The sequence below is a fragment of the Flavobacterium sp. KACC 22758 genome, assembly GCF_028736135.1.
Classification (GTDB): domain Bacteria; phylum Bacteroidota; class Bacteroidia; order Flavobacteriales; family Flavobacteriaceae; genus Flavobacterium; species Flavobacterium johnsoniae.
This window is the reverse complement of the sequence record NZ_CP117878.1, coordinates 5,565,575-5,587,818: the sequence shown is the minus strand read 5'-3', so window position 1 is coordinate 5,587,818 and position 22,244 is coordinate 5,565,575. Positions and strand designations below refer to the sequence as shown.

At 37.9% G+C, this 22,244-nt stretch carries 2 protein-coding genes; both read left to right on the top strand.

Annotated features, from left to right (window positions below; translation table 11 throughout):
- Window positions 1-89: 89 nt before the first annotated feature.
- A complete protein-coding gene (locus PQ462_RS23800; protein ID WP_274251868.1) occupies window positions 90-21,212 on the top strand; it encodes a T9SS type B sorting domain-containing protein in 21,123 nt (7,040 codons plus the stop codon).
- 43 nt (window positions 21,213-21,255) lie between these two features.
- Window positions 21,256-22,230 carry a PorP/SprF family type IX secretion system membrane protein gene (locus tag PQ462_RS23795; protein ID WP_044048232.1) on the top strand — a complete coding sequence of 325 codons (975 nt, stop codon included), beginning with the start codon at window positions 21,256-21,258 and terminating at the stop codon, window positions 22,228-22,230.
- Window positions 22,231-22,244: the final 14 nt, after the last annotated feature.

Here is a 22,244-nt window from a genome sequence, read left to right as displayed (position 1 = left end):
AGTTAGTTATTAAAAGAGTTTAAAGCGCTCAAATCTTACTCTCTAATGCCCCTTAGATAATAAGACCAAAGCCCAATAAAGTAAATACCATGAAAAAACCTACTATTCTAAAAATTGCAATTTTATTTTTGTTGTTTTTGCAATGCGATATTGTAATGTCCCAAAATCTAAAGACATTCGATAGAGAGTATAATGCACAGCTCAAAGGAGATATTCTTGTTATTGGAAATAACATTCTTAACAGAAGAGAAACTAATAGATTTGGTCAAGTTACTGCAAGTCCGAATAGTGATTATGACGGAACTGGTCTGAACGGTAATTTTGATATGCGTTATATCAATATCGACAACGGAGCAACACCGGGTATTTTTAGTTCAAGTAGCGCCAATCTTACGGTACCTAATAATAGAGCTCCGGGAACTCCTTGTTATAGAGTTGCCTATGCGGCATTGTATTGGGCTGCTACTTTAAACGGTACAAACAGAAATAACATTGAGAAAGTAAAATTTAAGGTTCCTAATACATCCAACAGTAACTATCAAGATATTACTGGAACGATTATTCATGATATTACAACTCGTGCTGGTGGTATTAATCCTGATAATACTCAGGCTTATGCCTGTTTTGCCGATGTTACCAATTTATTGAGTGCAACAAATCCTAATGGTACTTACACCGTTGCTAACGTAATTTCAAGTGAAGGATCGAATGGAGGAACTGGTTTGTCTGCTGGCTGGTCTCTTTTTATTGTTTATGAGGATTCAAGCTTACCAACAAAAGCGATTTCTACTTTTAATGGATTTACTGCAAGACAGCAGGGAGGAGGGCCAAATAATACTGTAATTACAGGTTTTACTACTATTCCTACAGGTCCAGTTCAGGCACGTTTTGCATTTGCTGCTCTTGAGGGAGATTTAGGTTATACCGGAGATTATCTTCAAATAAACGGAACAACTATTACGCCTCCTACCAGACCTAGAGTGGGCAATGCTAATAACTTTTTTAACAGTACAATCAACAGCTTAGGTTCTATTTATCTTGATAGAACTCCGAAAAGCAGAAATACACTAGGTTTTGATACGGGTGTAATTGATATTGATCCTTCGTCTAATGTTATTAAAAATAATGATACTCAGGCAACCATTACCTTGGGTACAACAACTGACGTATTTATTTATTATTTTACTGCTTTTTCGGTAGACATTATTGCACCAAAAATCGTTTTGACAAAAGGGGTAAAAGATATTAATAATGTTGATGCAAGTAATAAAAATGTTACACTAGGAGAAGAACTTCGATATGAATTGAAATTTAAAAATGAAGGAAATGATAATGCGAAATCATTTACGATTACAGATCAGCTTCCTATAAATACAGATTTTAATTTTCCATCAGACATTATGCAGCTTCCGCCGGGAATGACTATTCCAACAACAGCGGCAGGAAACTCTTATGTTCAATACAATCCAACAACAAGAACTATAACATTTACAATACCGAATAGTTATGTTACCGCTGTTCCAACAAGATCACCGGAATATACAATTCGTTTTAAGGTAAAAGTTGTAGATGATTGTTCTAAATTAACAGATGCTTGTTCTAATTTGATTCAGAATACAGCAAGAACAACTTATGTAGGTGATCTTGGAGGTTCAAATACCAATTACGGTGACAGTAGTTACTCTTCTACAACGGGATGTAATATAGTGCCTCAATCGACTAATTTTTTGGTTGGATTAGATGCTTGTAAAAATAGAAGAACAGAAATCTGTACATCTAGTATGACGATTTCTGCATCTGGAGGTTATAAAAGTTATTCCTGGTCTACAAATTCTTCCGGTTCACCAGTAATTGGAACTAGTCAGACCCTTACTGTGACGCAGCCAGGTACTTATTATGTTTATAATACAGCCAATCCGCCTTGTGTCGATTTACAGGAAATTATTACTGTTGTAGATGGCGGCGGTGTGCGATCAAATCCAATTATTACTTATGCGGATAATAGAAATCCTGATGGAACAATAACAGGATGTCCAATTGATGGTAAGCCATTACCTAAAATTTACCTGTGTGGTTCTAATGATTCAAGATCAATTAACCTGAATTTAAGCGGAGCGACTATTGTCTGGGAAAAAACTACATGTGCCAGACCAACAGATTTATCTGAACTTTGTGCCGATGAAAGAACAAGTTGTACTTGGGTTTCGGCCGGACCAAATGGATCACTATTTACAGCCAATGAAGCAGGATATTATCGTGTTACTATAAACGTAAATGGTTGCCAGAACCGTTATTATTTTAATGTTTATAAAACGGAAGTTTCGATTACAGAAACTCATAAAAATATTATTTGTTATAATAAAGGTAACATTACTGCGCAGTTACTTACTGGTTACGAATACAGCCTAACGAATGTTGGTGCTAACACAACAACAAATTGGCAGAACAGTAATGTTTTTGATATTTGGCAGGCAGGAACTTATGTAATTAACTACAGACTTAGAAATGTTCCAAATACTTGCGTTTATAAATCGGGTAGAATAGAGATTCTTTCTTTAACAATGGATCCTAAAGTAGAAAACCCTAATGAACAGCCAAATTGTTATGGAGATAACGGAAGTATAACTGTAAGTGCTACTGCTGGTTTTTCTAATTATTATTTTGCACTTTATGATGGAGCCAACTTAATTCAGCAGGTTGGACCTATTACAGCAAACGTTTATACTTTCACTCCTGCTCCGGGTAAATATTATACTGTTGAAGTTTATACAATGAACGGAAACACAAAAGAATGTTCAGGATCTACAGGAAAATATATTAATAACCCTGCATCAGAAATTAATGTTACTGCAAATGCAATAACACCTCTTACTGCCTGCAGTGAAGGAAAATATAAAATTACAGCAAGCGGAGGAAGCGGCGGTTATTCATTCTTTGTTGATGGCTCAACTACTCCTCAGGCTTCATCTGAAAATGATAATACTGATCAGAATGCTATTATCATTTTAACTCCAACTGCGAGAGATTATGTAATTCGTGTGCGTGATTCTAAACTTTGCGAAAAAACAATTACAGTAAAAGTGGCTTCATTGCCTGCACCTGTTTACACCGTTACTCATACTAACAGTAATTGTTATGACGGAAGTTCAGAAATTAGAATCAACCTGACAAATGCTAATGGATATACTATGGCTTATAGTATAAACGATGGAGGTACTTATCAAGCCAGCCCTATATTTTCTAATTTATCACCAGGTAATTATAAGGTTAAAGTAAAATACAGTATTACATATCCAATTACAAACTGGCCAAATTCGGCTACACAAGACTGTTTTGGACCAACTGAAAATGTTACTATAACTGGACCAAGTGCGGCTCTTACAGCCTCTGCCGGAGTTGCGGCTTTAGCGGGTTGTACACTTCCAGATGGCAGTGGTGTTAATCAAGGTGGAAAATTAAGAATCAATAATGCTCAAGGAGGAACACCTGCTTATCAATATAGTTTTGATGGTGGTGCTACTTGGCAGACTTCTAATGAGAAAAATGTTTTACCGGGTACTTATATCTTAGTAATTAAAGATGCTTTAGGATGTACTTATACAATTCCTTATAACATTATTTTAGATCCTAGACCTTCTGATCCGACTATTAAAGTAGAAGATCCTGTATTTAATTGTAATGGTACTGCAACTAGTACAGTTACGGTTACCAATGGAACTTCTTCTAATTATTCTTATGAATATTATCTTGACGGAGTTGCCAATACTCCAATCTCAAATAATGTATTTACTAACGTACCATCAGGAAATCATACTGTTTCTGTAAAATATAATGTAACTACAGTATCAACTTATAGTAACTTACTACAAGAAGATTTTGGTAAAGGCGGTTACACAACTACTCCAGGTATTAACCCGGCCTATTGTTTTGAAGATGAGTCTACACCTCACCCTGTTGGATATCCTTGTGGTGATTTTAACGATTATCAAATTAATGATGGTAAATATGCTGTAGCTAGTTCTATTAAAACTAACTTTGGGAATTCTTGGATTTTTGCAAAAGATCATACACTTCCAGCACATCCTTTAGGAAGATTTTTATGTGTAAATGTTGGTGGTTCTGCAGGTATTGGAGGTATTTTATATAGTAAACCAATCAAAGACGTTATTGTAAACCAACCTGTAATTATTTCATTATGGGCAGAAAACTTGATTGTAAAAACATCAACTACACATGCAGATCCAAAGCTGACAATTCAATTAGTTAATAACTTAAATGGAGTTGGCGGTCCAGAAACAATTGTAGCAACAACAGATACTTCTAATCCTTGGGTTGTACCAAAAACAGAAAAATGGGAATATAAAGAGTTATCTCTTAATCCAGGAGCATATAACAATTTAAGTTTTGTTATTAGATCTTATAGTAATGAATTTAACGGAAATGATGTTCTTATAGATGATATCTGGGTACGTCAGATTCCAGAATCATGTATTGCACAGAAAAATTTCCCAATCGTTATTGATAGTAATAAAGCTTTCTCAGCTTCAATCACTGGATTTAAAGATTTAACTTGTGTTGGATCTAATAATGGAGAAGTTACTATTGCAGCAGAAAACTTTAACCTTCCATACGGATTTGATTATTCATTAGATAATGGTGCAACATGGATTAACTCTAAAGTTTCTCCAGTAACTGCTACAGGACTAACAAGCAAAACGTACAATATTAGAGTGCGTTTTGATAATAGTACTTCAAGCTGTGTTTTCCCATTAACGCAAGTTATTAAAGCACCAACGGCTATTACACCATCGGCTAATGTAACAAAACAAGCAACTTGTACTACAGGAGCAACAATTACAGCAGGTGCAACAGGTGGAACTCCAGCATATCAATTCCAATTGATGAATGGCGCTGCTATTGTGGCTGCTTTCCAAACGAGTACTATTTTTACAAATATTCCAACAGGAACTTATACTGTTGTGGTAAGAGATTCAAACAGCTGTTTATCTACTGCATCAACATCAGTAACAGTTGTCGCACCAACGGCTCCTACAGCAACATTGGCAGCAACATCTGATCTATGTTATGATACAACAAATCAGGCTACTCTTGTCGTTACAGCATCAGGAACAGGAACATTAAATTATAGTTTAGACGGAGCACCAGCTCAGAATTCTAATACATTTACGAATGTTGGTCCTGGAACACATAATATTGTTGTAACTGACAGTAATAACTGTACAGCAACAATTAGTAATATTGTTATTGCACCACAACTTGGCGGGGAAGCAAAAATTACTTCAGAATTAAATTGTACTACAACTCCAAATGCTTCAATTACAGTTACCATTACTGGAGGAACAAGTGCATTTACCTATAAAGTTAGAAAAGGAGCTGGTACATACGGGTCTAGTACTGCTGTAACAGGAAGTTCTTTTGTATACACAGGAGCAAATACAGCCGACACTTATTATTTCGAAATTACAGATTCAAAAGGCTGCGTAGTTGTACTAAACGCAATTGTAAATACAATTACGAATCCTACAGTAACTGCTCAGAAAGTAGATGCAACATGTAATGGTGCTTCTACAGGATCAGTACAATTATCAGGTGCTGGAGGTGCTGGAAATTACACTTACTTATTCTACAGCAGTTCAACTACACCAGTACCAACAACTTTTGTAACGCAATCTAATTACACTGGATTAGCAGCAGGAAGTTATTCTTACCAAGTTATGGACGACAAAGGTTGTAAATCTGCTGTGGGAACAGTTGTTATTACACAACCTACAACTTTAACTGCAACAGCTTCTGCTACAACATTTACATGTGATGCTTCAAATGTAAAACAAGCAGCAACAGTTACAATTGCAGTTCCTACTACTGGTACATCGCCATATCAATATAGCTTTGACGGTGGTACAACATTTAGCAGTACACGTACTTTATCAGTAACAGATAATGGTACTAACCAGACAATCTCTTACGTAGTATCAGATGCTCAAGGTTGTAAAACACCAGTTCAAACTATCACAATAAATAGATTAAACCCACCGACTGATTTAAGTTTCAGCGCAGCAGCGGTTACTTGTAATGCTGCAACTACAACTGTAACAGCAACGGCAACTAACGGAGTTGCTCCATTAACGTTTGCTATTACATCTCCTGCAGGTTCAGCAGCTACAAATTCAACAGGCGTTTTTGCTGGATTAGCTCCTGGAGTTTATAATTTTAGAGTTACAGACGCAAACGGATGCTACTATAATGAAGCGTTTACTATTAACTCTGCTACTCCGATTGTAGTAACACCAAACAAAGTAAGCGATGTACTTTGTAGAGGCGGCAACACAGGATCTGGAACTTACACAGTTTCAGGAGTTGCGACTGCAGGTGCTTATACTTATACTATTACACCAAATACAGGTACAGTTTCAAAATCTGGCAATGTATTGACATTGACAAATGCTGCAGCAGGAACTTATACAGTTCAAGTTACAGACAGTTCTACAGGATGTACAAGTTCTGCGGATATTACTTTTACTCAGCCGGCAGCAGCTTTAACAGTTTCTTCAGCTGTGGCATCAAATGTGAGCTGTAACAATGATAATTCACAAATTACAGTTACTGCTTCAGGCGGAACCCCTAATTATACTTACGCTTTCGCGAAAAACCCATCAACTGTTCCAAGTTCGGCATATGACGGAAGCAACATTTTAACAGTAGACACTAATTCAGGAGCAGATCTTGTATGGGATGTTTATGTTAAAGATGCGAACGGATGTACAGTAAAATCTACAGTTACAGTAATTGTAGATGCATTACCTCAAATTACAGCTGTTACGGTTAATAATCAATGTACAGCTTCTGGTTCAACATTTACCATTACAGCTGCAGCAACAGGACTGGCACCATTAACGTACAGCATTGATGGAACAAACTTCCAATCATCTTCTACTTTCACAGTAGCGGCTGGATCTTACACGGTTTCTGTTAAGGATAAAAACGGCTGTATTGCATCAGCTCCGGCAGCAACAGTTGTTTATCCACAGTTAACAACTGGGGCTCAGGTTACAAAAGAATTAGATTGTACTGGTACTCCAAATGCTGTTATTACAGTAACAATTGGAGGCGGAAGAGCACCATTTACTTATACAATTCAGAAAGGTTCAGCAGCAGCGAGTGCTCCAAGTGCTCCAATAACTGCGGCCAACTTTACATATTCAGTTACAGCAGCAAATGCTGACACTTATACATTTGTGGTTACAGATGCTAACGGATGTTCTAAAACAGCGACCGCTACTGTTGACCCAATTTCAAACCCTACAGTAACAGCATCTCCAGTTGCGGCAACATGTAACGGAAATGCAGACGGTTCTGTAACCTTAACAGGTGCAGGCGGATCTGGAAACTACACTTACAGCAACAATGCAACAACAGGATTTACAGTAAACCCTGTATTTACAGGGTTGGCTGCTGGATCTTATACATTCTATGTAAAAGATGGTAAAGGATGTACAGGTTCAGTAGCAGTTACCATTTCACAGCCATTAACATTGGCAGCTGCTACAGCAGTTGTTGGATTCACATGTAACACATCAAACGGAAAAGCAGCAGGAACAGTTACTGTAAATGTTACGGCAGGAACAGGAACAGCTCCTTACCAATACAGTTTCAACTCAAACGGATTTGGTTCAAATAATGTCTTGACATTAAACGATAACGGAGCGGACCAGAATTATTCATACGAAGTTCGTGATGCAAAAGGATGTACAGTTTCTGGAACTGGAACATTATTAAGATTAAACCCGCCTACAGATTTAACTTTCGCGGCAGCAGCGGTTACTTGTAATGCTGCAACTACGACAGTTACATTAACAGCAACTAACGGAGTAGGTGCATTACAATACGAAACAATTGCTCCATCTCCGGTAATTATTGCTAAACAGACATCAAACAGTTTTGCTGGATTAGCTCCAGGAACATATATGTTCAAAGTTACCGATGCAAACGGATGTTACTATACTGAAGCGTTTACTATTAACTCTGCTACTCCAATTGTAGTAACACCAAACAAAGTAAGCGATGTACTTTGTAGAGGCGGCAACACAGGATCTGGAACTTACACAGTTTCAGGAGTCGCTACTGCAGGTGCTTATACTTATACTATTACACCAAATACAGGTACAGTTTCAAAATCTGGCAATGTATTGACATTGACAAATGCTGCAGCAGGAACTTATACAGTTCAAGTTACAGACAGTTCTACAGGATGTACAAGTTCTGCGGATATTACTTTTACTCAGCCGGCAGCAGCTTTAACAGTTTCTTCAGCTGTGGCATCAAATGTGAGCTGTAACAATGATAATTCACAAATTACAGTTACTGCTTCAGGCGGAACCCCTAATTATACTTACGCTTTCGCGAAAAACCCATCAACTGTTCCAAGTTCGGCATATGACGGAAGCAACATTTTAACAGTAGATACTAATTCAGGAGCAGATCTTGTATGGGATGTTTATGTTAAAGATGCGAACGGATGTACAGTAAAATCAACAGTTACAGTAATTGTAGATGCATTACCTCAAATTACAGCTGTTACGGTTAATAATCAATGTACAGCTTCTGGTTCAACATTTACCATTACAGCTGCAGCAACAGGATTAGCACCATTAACATACAGCATTGATGGAACAAACTTCCAATCATTTTCTACTTTCACAGTAGCGGCTGGATCTTACACGGTTTCTGTTAAGGATAAAAACGGCTGTATTGCATCAGCTCCGGCAGCAACAGTTGTTTATCCACAGTTAACAACTGGGGCTCAGGTTACAAAAGAATTAGATTGTACTGGTACTCCAAATGCTGTTATTACAGTAACAATTGGAGGCGGAAGAGCACCATTTACTTATACAGTTCAGAAAGGTTCAGCTGCAGCGAGTGCTCCAAGTGCTCCAATAACTGCGGCTAACTTTACATATTCAGTTACAGCAGCAAATGCTGATACTTATACATTTGTGGTTACAGATGCTAACGGATGTTCTAAAACAGCGACCGCTACTGTTGACCCAATTTCAAACCCTACAGTAACAGCATCTCCAGTTGCAGCAACATGTAACGGAAATGCAGACGGTTCTGTAACCTTAACAGGTGCAGGCGGATCTGGAAACTACACTTACAGCAACAATGCAACAACAGGATTTACAGTAAACCCTGTATTTACAGGATTGGCTGCTGGATCTTATACATTCTATGTAAAAGATGGTAAAGGATGTACAGGTTCGATTGCAGTTACCATTTCACAGCCATTAACATTGGCAGCTGCTACAGCGGTTGTTGGATTCACATGTAACACATCAAACGGAAAAGCAGCAGGAACAGTTACTGTAAATGTTACGGCAGGAACAGGAACAGCTCCTTACCAATACAGTTTCAACTCAAACGGATTTGGTTCAAATAATGTCTTGACATTAAACGATAACGGAGCGGACCAGAATTATTCATACGAAGTTCGTGATGCAAAAGGATGTACAGTTTCTGGAACTGGAACATTATTAAGATTAAACCCGCCTACAGATTTAACTTTCGCGGCAGCAGCGGTTACTTGTAATGCTGCAACTACGACAGTTACATTAACAGCAACTAACGGAGTAGGTGCATTACAATACGAAACAATTGCTCCATCTCCGGTAATTATTGCTAAACAGACATCAAACAGCTTTGCAGGGTTAGCACCAGGAACATATATGTTCAAAGTTACCGATGCAAACGGATGTTATTATACAGAAGCGTTTACTATTAACCCTGCGACTCCAATTACATTAATTGCTAAGAAAACAAGTGATGTTCTTTGTAATGGAGGAAATACAGGATCTATTAGATTAGATGTTGCTGGTTTTGCTGCAACTTCTTCTTACAGCTATACGGTTAACGGCGGAACTCCTATAACAGGAAATACTGCTGCTACTGTTAATTTAGCAGGTCTTACAGCTGGTACTTATGCAATTGTTGTAACAGATGAAACTACAGGATGTTCTGATAATGCTTCTATAACAATTAATCAGCCTGCGGCTGCTTTAACAGCTACTTATGCGGCTGTAAATGGAAACTGTTTTGTAACTACGTCAGAAGTTACAGTTACGGCTGCAGGTGGAACACCAGTTTACAGATATTCATTTGTTCCAGATGGTGATCCGGCAGGAACATATTCAAATAACAATAAAGCAAACTTAGATCCAGCAACTCCAAATTGGGATGTTTATATCTTAGATGCTAATAATTGTTCATTCAAATTAGATATTTCAATTACAAATGATGCTGTCCCTTCAGTAACAGCTAGTGCAACTGGACAATGTTTTGGTGTAGGAAGTTACACAATTACAGCAACTCCAGGTACTGGTTTAGTAGCTCCATTAAGCTATAGTATAAATAATGGTGCTTCATATCAATCAGGCAATACATTTGTTATTACTACGCCAGGAAGCTATACTGTTAGAATTAAAGACGGCAACGGCTGTACTGCAGACAGTAACGTAGTAATTGTAAACAATCCATTAACATTATCTGCGGTTTTAGATAAAGACATTACATGTTCTGCTCCTGCAGCAGCTCAAGTTACCTTAACTGCAGCAGGCGGAGATGGGACATACACATACACAAGCTCACCAAATACAGGAACATTTGCTGGAAATGTATTTACAACAACTACAGATGGAACTTATACATTTACCGTAACAGATTCAAGAGGTTGTACTGCTACATCTTCAGCTGTAATTATAACTCCTACGGTGACACCAGAAATTACAGGTGTTACACAAACGCAGGCAATTAATTGCAACGGTGAGGAAACTGCAGCAATTTCTGTGACATACGATGCTACAAAAGGATTAGCTCCATTTGTAATCAATGTATTAAACACAACTACAGGAAAAGATTATGGAACACAAACTTCTGGTTTAGCAGCGGGTACTTATACAATTACTGTAACTGATGCTAGAGGATGTTTTGATACTGAAACTATTATTATCAATCAGCCGAATCCTATTGTAGTAACTCGTACTGTTACTCCAATTACATGTGTGGCTGGTGGAGTTTCTTTAGGGTCTATCACAATTAATACTGTAACAGGTGGAACACCTAATTATACTTATCACGTAACGGGCGTTAATGGTTATGATGAGAAATTTTCAAATCAAACAGGTGCAACAGCCGTTTTCGAAGTTGTAGATTTTGGATTATATCAAATTATTGTTACTGATGCAAACGGATGTTCTAATATTGAGCAAAACGTATTAGTAGCTTCTCCTCCTGATGATTTGGATATTACAGTTACACCTTCACCTACTGTCTGTTCAACATTAGGATCAGCAGAGGTGGCAATTAATACTACATCTTTAGGTAGTATTGTTGGTAACGGTCCATTCCATTTTGCTGTGTACACAGGTCCAGGAATGACTTATACTTCTCCAACCACTTTACCGTGGTATGATGAAGACGTTGTAGGAACTCCTCCGGGAACTAATCCAGGAAGTAAAAAAACAACGATACCAAACTTAATACCAGGTGTTAAATATACTTTTATAGTACATGATGCAGGAACAGGTTGTTATTACTATGAAACATCTACCGTAGCTATTCCTACAAATTCTACATTAACTGTTAATGGATTGACATCTAATAACATTACTTGTAAAGGAAGCAATAATGGTAATGTGAGCTTTATTGTGAACAGTACATATCCAAGTGCGACACCAATCAGCTATGAAATCTACGATTCTTTCACAATGGTGAGTACTGGAATTACTGGAACAGGTACAATTCCAGCAAATGGTAATCTTGTGATCAACAATTTTGGAGCACTAGGTTTTGGTAACTACGTTGTAGTAATTAGAGAAACAGCTGGTGCTACAAATGCTGGATGTAGTATTGCTACAAATACATTTAACATTACAGAATCTGCAATAGATTTGTCTATAACAGCTTCTGTTTCTAAAAACGCAAACTGTAATCCGAATTCAGGTGTAATTACCGCTATTGCTAAAGATGGTACAGCGCCATATACTTACTTATTATTGCCATCAACCGATCCTGCTCCAACGGCGTTGACTGCTGGATGGGCAAGTGCAAACACATTTAATAGAGATGCAGGTACTTATACTGCCTATGTAAAAGATGCGTATGGCTGTATTAAATTTGCAACGGTAACGTTAGACAAAGATGATGATCCTACGATTACAGCACCAGCAGCGTTCTGTTACGATGGTACTCCATTCACATTCACAATTGTAGGTACAGTTGATTCTGCAATTGTTGGAGCACCAACTTATAGTGTAAACGGAAGTACTTTCCAAACAAGTCCAACATTTACATTCAATGAAGCAAAAGTTTATACTTTGGTTATTAAGGATGGTAACGGTTGTACTGCGACTACTACTTTTGAAGTAAAACCACAACTATTCTTGAATGCTGAATTGACAAGAGAATTAGATTGTACAGCTACTCCAAATGCTGAAATTACATTAACAGCAACAGGAGGTTATAATACAGCTTATACTTACGAATATTCTCTAAATGGAGGAACTTATGTAACTATGGCTTCAAATGTACTTCAAACAAGTGCACTAGGAAACTACACATTTAGAGTAAGTGATGCTAAGCTGCCAGCAGCTTGTCAGGCGACAACAACATTTAGATTGGATCCACTTCCGGCGGCTGTGTTTACAACTGCTCAAACAGATGTAACTTGTAATGGTGGTGCTGACGGTACAATTACGGTAAATGTAACTTCAGGTGTTGGTCCTTATATGTATCAATTAGGAACTGGAATTTTCCAATCTTCTAATGTATTTACAGGATTAAGTGCAGGTACTTCTTACATTATTACAGTGAGAGATGCTAAATCTTGTACTTATTCTAGTACACCAATAACTATTGGACAGCCGACAGCTTTAACAGCATCGTCAACAATCACTGCACCATTAGCTTGTGGTACAGGAAATGCGCCAACAAAAGCAATCGTTACAGTTACGGCTTCTAATGGTACTGCACCTTATCAGTACAGTTTCGATGGAGGAACAACTTATACAAGTGACAATACTTTTGAAACTTTTGCAGGAACAACATTTGATGTTTTAGTGAAAGATGCTCATAATTGTCCATTTACTTTAACGAATGGAGTTAACGTTCCAGCGTTGAACGCACCGACAGACATGGATATCGATGGAACACCAATTTATTGTGCTCCAGCGGCAAGTACAACAAGTACCGTTACGATCAGTAATGTACAGAATGGAGTTGGTACGCTTCAATACGAGATTTTATCTCCAATTGTTGTAGCGAAACAAACTTCAGCAACATTTGCCGGATTAACTCCAGAGACATATTTATTCCAAGTAACAGACGCAAACGGCTGTACTTATCAGGAATCTTATACAGTTGACCCTGTAACAAACATTACAATTGCAGGTCAATTGGTTAACAATGTAAATTGTAACGGAAATGCAAACGGAGCAGTACGCTTTACGGTTGCGAACTTCGGAACAGCTTACACAGCTGCATTAACAGCAGGTACAGGAACATTAACTCAGACAGGAAATACAGTAAATGTTACAGGATTAGTTCCTGGAAACTATACAGTAACTGTTACAGATAATACAACAAACTGTACAGCATTTGCTACAGTTACCGTTACTCAGCCAGCTGTATTAACTTTAACTGAAGTAACAAACGTAAATGCAAACTGTAACTTCGGAGCAAAAGTAGAAGTTGTTGCTGCGGGTGGAACACCAAACTACAGATATCAGTTTGTTCAAGACGGAGTTGCTCCAAATGCAGCAGATTATGATATTTTTGCTAGTGCAGTTTTAGATCCAGCAGTTAACACACAGTGGGATGCTTATGTAATTGATGCAAATGGATGTTTTACTAAATTGGATATTACAATAGCAGCAGATGCTTTACCAACAATTACTCCGTCAGCAGCACCATACTGCTACGAAGGAGGTCCAGTAAATATTACAATTACAGGAACTTATGTTGGTACGCCAATGTTTAGTATTGGAAACGGTTATCAGTCAAGTCCAAACTTTGTATTGAATGCGCCAGGAAACTACACATTCTATATTAAAGACGGAAACGGCTGTATCGCATCTACAACTTATACATTGAACCAGGAATTGTTGTTACAAGCAACTTTAACAAAAGATTTAAAATGTTCAGGAGCAGCAGAAATTACTTTACTTGCTACTCAGGGAACAAATACTTATAATGGTTTTGAGGTTAGTTTCAACGGAGGAATCTATGTTCCGGCAACATCGCCTTATACAACAACAGCAGATGGAACTTATACTTTCAGAGTATCAGACAGCCAGGGATGTGGGGCAGTTTCTATCCCAGTTGTAGTTACACCGACAACAACACCAACAGCTACATTTACACAGTCAGATGTTAAATGTACAGGAGGAAGCGACGGAAGCATCATCGTTACAGCTGCAAATGGTATTTTACCATACCAATACAGCATCAACGGAGGAGCCTTCCAGAGTTCAAATATCTTTACAGGATTAACGGCTGGTGCTTACACGATTGTTGTAAAAGATGCTAAAGACTGTGATTCAGCAACATTAAATGTTACAATTACAGAACCATCAGCACTTGCAGCGACAGCTGTATTGACTCAAGGATTAACTTGTGGAGCAGGAAATGCGGCTCAGGCAGCAGTTGTTACAATCAATGTGACAGCAGGAACAGGAACAGCTCCTTACCAATACAGTTTCAATGGAGGAACAGATTACAGTTCTACAAACACATACACTACTTTAACAGCAGGAACAGTTACTGCTCATGTTAGAGATGCTAACGGATGTGTTATGACAGTGCCAGTATCGGTTACTATTCCAGCGTTGAACGCACCTACAGACATGGATATCAACGGAACCCCAATTTATTGTGCTCCAGCGGCAAGTACAACAAGTACCGTTACGATCAGTAATGTACAGAATGGAGTTGGTACGCTTCAATACGAGATTTTATCTCCAATTGTTGTAGCGAAACAAACTTCAGCAACATTTGCCGGATTAACTCCAGAGACATATTTATTCCAAGTAACAGACGCAAACGGCTGTACTTATCAGGAATCTTATACAGTTGACCCTGTAACAAACATTACAATTGCAGGTCAATTGGTTAACAATGTAAATTGTAACGGAAATGCAAACGGAGCAGTACGCTTTACGGTTGCGAACTTCGGAACAGCTTACACAGCTGCATTAACAGCAGGTACAGGAACATTAACTCAGACAGGAAATACAGTAAATGTTACAGGATTAGTTCCTGGAAACTATACAGTAACTGTTACAGATAATACAACAAACTGTACAGCATTTGCTACAGTTACCGTTACTCAGCCAGCTGTATTAACTTTAACTGAAGTAACAAACGTAAATGCAAACTGTAACTTCGGAGCAAAAGTAGAAGTTGCAGCTGCAGGAGGAACGCCAAACTACAGATATCAGTTTGTTCAAGACGGAGTTGCTCCAAATGCAGCAGATTACGATATTTTTGCTAGTGCGGTTTTAGATCCAGGAGTTAACACAGCGTGGGATGCTTATGTAATTGATGCAAATGGATGTGTTGCCAAATTAGACATTACAATAGCTGAAGATGCTTTACCGATTATTACACCATCAACAGCACCATACTGCTATGAAGGAGGTCCGGTAAATATTACAATTACAGGAACTTATGTTGGTACGCCAATGTTTAGTATTGGAAACGGTTATCAGTCAAGTCCAAACTTTGTATTGAATGCGCCAGGAAACTACACATTCTATATTAAAGACGGAAACGGCTGTATCGCATCTACACCTTATACATTGAACCAGGAATTGTTGTTACAAGCTACTTTAACAAAAGATTTAAAATGTTCAGGAGCAGCAGAAATTACTTTACTTGCTACTCAGGGAACAAATACTTATAATGGTTTTGAGGTTAGTTTCAACGGAGGAATCTATGTTCCTGCAACATCGCCTTATACAACGACAGCAGATGGAACTTATACTTTCAAAGTATCAGACAGTCAGGGATGTCAGGCAGTTTCTATCCCAGTTGTAGTTACACCGACAACAACACCAACAGCTACATTTACACAGTCAAATGTTAAATGTACAGGAGGAAGCGACGGAAGCATCATCGTTACAGCTGCAAATGGTATTTTACCATACCAATACAGCATCAATGGAGGAGCATTCCAGAGTTCAAATATCTTTACAGGATTAACAGCGGGTGCTTACACGATTGTTGTAAAAGATGCTAAAGACTGTGATTCAGCAACATTAAATGTTACAATTACAGAACCAACAGCTCTTGCAGCGACAGCGGTATTGACTCAGGGATTAACTTGTGGAGCAGGAAATGCGGCTCAGGCAGCAGTTGTTACAATCAATGTGACAGCAGGAACAGGAACATCTCCTTACCAATATAGTTTCAATGGAGGAACAGATTATAGTTCTACTAACACATACACAACTTTAACAGCAGGAACAGTTATTGCTCATGTTAGAGATGCCAACGGATGTGTTATGACAGTGCCAGTATCAGTTACTATTCCAGCGTTAGATCCGCCGGTAATTAATACTGTTACAGGAACACCAATTTATTGTGCTCCAGCGGCAAGTACTACTAGTACAGTTACTGTAACAGTTTCTAATGGAGTTGGAACATTACACTATGAAATAATTTCTCCTGCAAGTGCAGTAGGAAATGTTACAGGTGCTTCTAATGGTATATTTACAGGTTTAACGGCTGGTACTTACATTTTCCAGGTAACAGACGCTAACGGATGTACAGATAAAGCTGCTTATACAGTAGATCCATTAGTAAACATTACGATCGCAGGTCAATTAATAAACGACGTAAGCTGTAATGGTGGTTCAAACGGATCTGTGAAATTTGATGTGGACAACTTTAATGGTGCTTATACAGCAACATTGATTGGAGGTCCAACAACAGGAACACTTACTCAAACAGGAAAAGTAGTTACGTTAACAAACTTACCTGTTGGTAATTATACAGTTGAAGTGGTAGATAATACAACACAGTGTAGAACTTCTGCTTCTGTAGCAGTGACGCAGCCACCGGTATTAACTTTAACTCAAACAACAAACGTAAATGCAAATTGTAATACAGGTGCTAAAGTGAGCGTAACTGCTGGCGGAGGAACTCCAAATTATATGTATGCATTTATGCCAGGAACTGCAGTTCCAGCATCTACGGATTATACAAACAGTAATAACGCTGTATTGAATCCTGCGACAAATACAAGCTGGAGAGCTTATGTGATCGATTCTAAAGGTTGTGAAACTTTCATTCCAATTACAATTGCAACTGACGCGTTACCATCAGCATTAACAGCTAGTGTAGCAAGTCAGTGTCCAACAGCAGCGGGTGAATATACATTCACGGTAACAGTTGGAAGTGGTGTAGGACCTTACGAATATAGTATTGGAAATGGTTTCCAAACTAGCCCAACGTTCACAGTAAATGCTGCAGGAACTTACGATGTAACAGTAAGAGATGCTAACGCATGTACAGTAACAGTTCCAGCTTTAGTAACTATTTCTCCAGCGTTACAGCTTGAGGCATTAGTGACTGCATTACCAAGTTGTACATTAAACAACGGTGTAATTAGAGCTACTGCTACTGGAGGTTCTGGAACATCAAATTACAGATATACTCTAGATGGAGGTGTTATAGTAACAACAACACCAGCAGTATTTAATAATGTTACGCCTGGTACACACATTATCCGTGTGAGAGACGTTGTTACTGGATGTGTATTCAATGCTACAGTAGAAATTGCTCCTGCAACTGTTATTACAGGATTTGCTTTAACAGGAACTCACGTTTCTTGTAGAGGTGGTTCAGACGGAACAATTACAGCAACTCTAGCACCAAATGCACCAGGAGTAAATGATAATCCTGTTTACACGTACACATTAACTGGAACTTCAGCGACAGGTGCGGCAGTAAATAGACCAGCTCAGACAAATAATGTATTTGCTAATCTTGAGGCGGGTGATTATACAGTAACAGTAACTTCAGGAAGAGGCTGCGTTGATTCTGAAGATTTCAGAGTTACTCAACCACAAGTAATTACTGTAGGTGCTCCAGTTATCGCTCAGTATAATTGTGCTTCTGGAACTAATACTTCTAGATATGCAACAATCACTGTTAACACAGTTACAGGAGGTTCTGGAAACTATGTTACTTATGAGTTCTTTAAAAATGGTATTTCAGTTCAAAGAGGTGCAGAAAATGTATATACTGAATCTGACTATACAGGAGGTACTTATACTATCAATGTATACGACGATAAAGGATGTATGGGTTCTTCAACAGGAACGATCAGAATTAATCCATTTATCAGTTTAGATGCTGTAAATGTCACTGTAAATGCACCAATGACTTGTATCTCTAATGAAGATATTACAGTTACGGTAACAAGTACAGGTGGAACACCAGCTCTTTTAAATTATAACATTGCTGGAACTGACGGTAATACTTATAACCAATCTAATACAAGTGGAGTATTCACTGGATTAACAATTGGAAACTATGTAATTACAGTTACAAATCCTGCAACAGGATGCTCTATTCAGAAGATACATTACGTAAACAATGCGAATACTTTTGAAATTAAAGCCGCAGCTGTGAACGGAAAAATCTGTTACGGTACTGCAGACGGAATTGTTGATCTTACTTTTGTCGACAACCAGTTAGATCCAACAAATGATGCAGGAATATTTGATTATGTAATTACTGGTCCTGTTCCTAGTTCAGGAAGATCAACAAATGCAGGTCCGGTTACTATTTCAAACCTAACTGCAGGTCAGTACACTGTACAGGCAACATTAGTTGGAAGACCATACTGTACTGTAACAACGGTATTCTCTATCGAACAGCCTAATGCACCGTTAAACGTAACGCTTAACAAATCGAATATTACTTGCGTAACTGGAAACAGTGATGGTGAGATTTCGGCTGCAGCAACAGGAGGATGGGATACAGATTATCAGTATCAGTTAATGAATGGAACTACGGTTGTTGTAGATTACTCTACTCAATCTACATTCAGCGGATTATCTGCAGGTACTTACACAGTTAATGTGAAAGATGGTAAGGATTGTACTGTAAGCGCAAGCGAAACACTAGTTATTCCAGCTCCAATTACGGTATCTGCTTCGGCAAATGTATCTGTACTTGCTTGTTATGGTGATGATAGTGGAGTTATCACAGTTGCACAGCCAACAGGCGGACAAGGAAGTAACTACTTATACACATTAACAGTAGTTTCTGATGATCCAGTTAGTATCGTAGGACCACAAATTGATCCAGTATTTACAGGATTAAAAGCGGGAAGATATGTTGTTACTGTAACAGATGGATACAGCTGTCAAGCGGCTTCAACTGAAATTACAATCAGCAACCCAACAAGAGTAGAAGGAGATGTAAAAGTGACAAGAAATCAAACATGTTTGACTTTATCACAAATTACATTGAGTGCTACAGGAGGAACAGGTTCTTATACATACAGCTTAGACGGAACTACAGTGTTAGGTTCGTTTACATCAACTTCTCCTGCAGTATTTGATGTACCAGTTGGAAAATACAAGTATTACATTTCAGATACTAATGGATGTACTTCATTTGTAAAAGAAGTTGAGATTCCAGCATTGATTCCGCTTAATCTTGATATTAACACTTCTAGTGCGATAGTGAAATGTAAAGGAGAAGCTACAGCATCTATTCTTGCAGAAGCGATTGGAGGAATTGGTAACTATGTTTACTCATTACTTAACACTTCTGGTGGAATTGTTAGACCAGATCAGGCAGACGGTAGATTTGATGACTTGTTAGTTGGAACTTACAGAGTACGTGTGGTGAGTGGTGATTGTAATTTCACTAGTGACGTAGTTACTATTGCTGAACCAGCAACGCCTATTGATGCCAAGTTTAATCCGCAAAATGTAACTTGTTTTGGAGCAAACAATGGTCAAATAGAAGTAATTGCTTCTGGTGGAACTGGAAAAATACAATATGCAATTTCTCCGGATCTTGATAAATTTGATTCTATCTTCGTGTTTACTAAATTAGAACCAGGAGAATATCAGATAGTAGTGAAGGATGATAATGGATGTAGTATTGTTGAAACTATTACAATTACACAACCAGAATTGCTTAGAGCTTCTGAAATTGCAGGCTCTATAATTCCTGAAATTTGTTCTGGTGACAAAGACGGTGCTTTTGCAATCGAGATTAAAGGAGGTACTGCACCATACAGCGTAAGTTTGGATAATGAAAATGGTCCGTTTACTGCTGGTATAGTTGGTCAAACAGAATTTGAGTTTAATGGGTTATCTGGTGGTAAACATACAGTATATTATAAAGATGCAGTAGGTTGTGAAAACATGATCGATGTTATCTTACCAGACGCTGTAACATTAAATCCAACAATCCAGGTAAGCTATGACTGTGTTAATAATCATGCAGCGAACAGAGTTGAAGTTGATCCAGGTTATGCAGATCATAATGAAATTGATTACAGTCTGGATGGTGTTGGAGCGTACCAGCAAAATAACATCTTTGCTGATATAGCACCAGGTAAGCACTTCATTAGAGTGAGACATACAAACGGATGTTCTGCTGATACTGCTGAGTTTGAAATTATTGCTGTTGCTCCATTACAATTAACATTAGCCGAAGAAAAAGGTGTTTGGAACGTAATTACAGCTTCAGCTGTAGGCGGTGGAGGTGAATATGTATACAGTATTGACGGTGTAAACTTTAGTTCAGAAACTAAATTCAAAATTTACAAAACAGGTACTTATACAATTACAGTTAGAGACAAAAACGGATGTACAGATACGAAAGATTACTACATCGAATACGTAGACGTTTGTCTTGACAACTACTTTACACCAAACGGTGACGGAGTTAACGATACTTGGGGTCCTGGATGTACAAATATTTATAACCACCTTAAGTTCTCTATCTTCGACAGATACGGTCGTGTAATTGCGAAATACACTTACGGTCAAAAATGGGATGGTAGATACAATGGCGAGGAATTACCTTCAGGTGATTACTGGTATGTTCTTAAACTAAATGACGAGAATGATGGAAGAGAGTTTGTTGGACATTTCACTTTATACAGATAACAAAATAATAGCCCCTATGATGTTATCTAAAAAAATTATTACAATGAAAAAGTTTATTTTATCCTTAGTACTCATGGCTGTAACAACAAGTTACAGCCAAGAGTTAAACCTACCAGTGTTTACTCAGTATTTAGCTGATAACCCTTTTGTACTTTCTCCTGCTTATGCAGGTATTGGAGATAACCTTCGTATTAGAGCCAATGGATTAACACAATGGGTCGGAATTAAAGATGCACCTCAAAACCAGTCTCTTTATGCTGATTTTAGAATCCTGGACCGTTCAGGTGTTGGTATCTCTATGTACAATGATAAAAATGGATATACTAAACAAACTGGTGCCAAAGTCTCTTTTGCACACCACCTTATTTTAGATTATTACGGTGAGCAGTATTTGTCATTTGGTCTTTCGTATAACTTTAATACATTTAGAATTGATATCGATGAGTTCAACAACACAATCGAACACCCAATTCTGGATCCGTCTGTAACAGACAATCGTTATACAACAAATAATAACTTTGATATTAGTGCTTTGTATCGTAACAAAAACTTTTATATCAGTTTTAATGCTAATAACGTTTTAAAGAAAAATACAAACAAATACCGTGGAGTTGAGCCAGACCTGCTTTCAAACTATCAGGTTTATACAGGTATGATTTTCAAAGATGCTGAAAACAGACGTATCGAATACGAACCATCTATTTACTACCAGTATTTTGCGAGTGATAAACGTTCTACTACCGATTTTAACTTTAAATACAGAAGATACAATCGATACGAAGATTACTATTGGATTGGAGTTTCGTATCGTTTCCTAAACGACCAGTTTCCAAAGCCTTTATCAGTTGGGCCAATGGCTGGTTTCATGAAATCTAAATTCTATTTTGGATATTCATATCAGGTTATGTTTAACGATTTGGGAGCCTACAATACAGGTACGCATGTCGTAACTATTGGATTTGATTTCTTACAATCGATTAGTAACTGTCCTTGTACGCAAAGTCCGGTTCACGATTAATAATTACAATTAAA

What these genes read in the sequence shown, in the direction of transcription:
- PQ462_RS23800 (WP_274251868.1), top strand. Translation starts at nt 90, where the DNA reads ATGAAAAAACCTACTATTCTAAAAATTGCAATTTTATTTTTGTTGTTT.
- PQ462_RS23795 (WP_044048232.1), top strand. Translation starts at nt 21,256, where the DNA reads ATGAAAAAGTTTATTTTATCCTTAGTACTCATGGCTGTAACAACAAGT.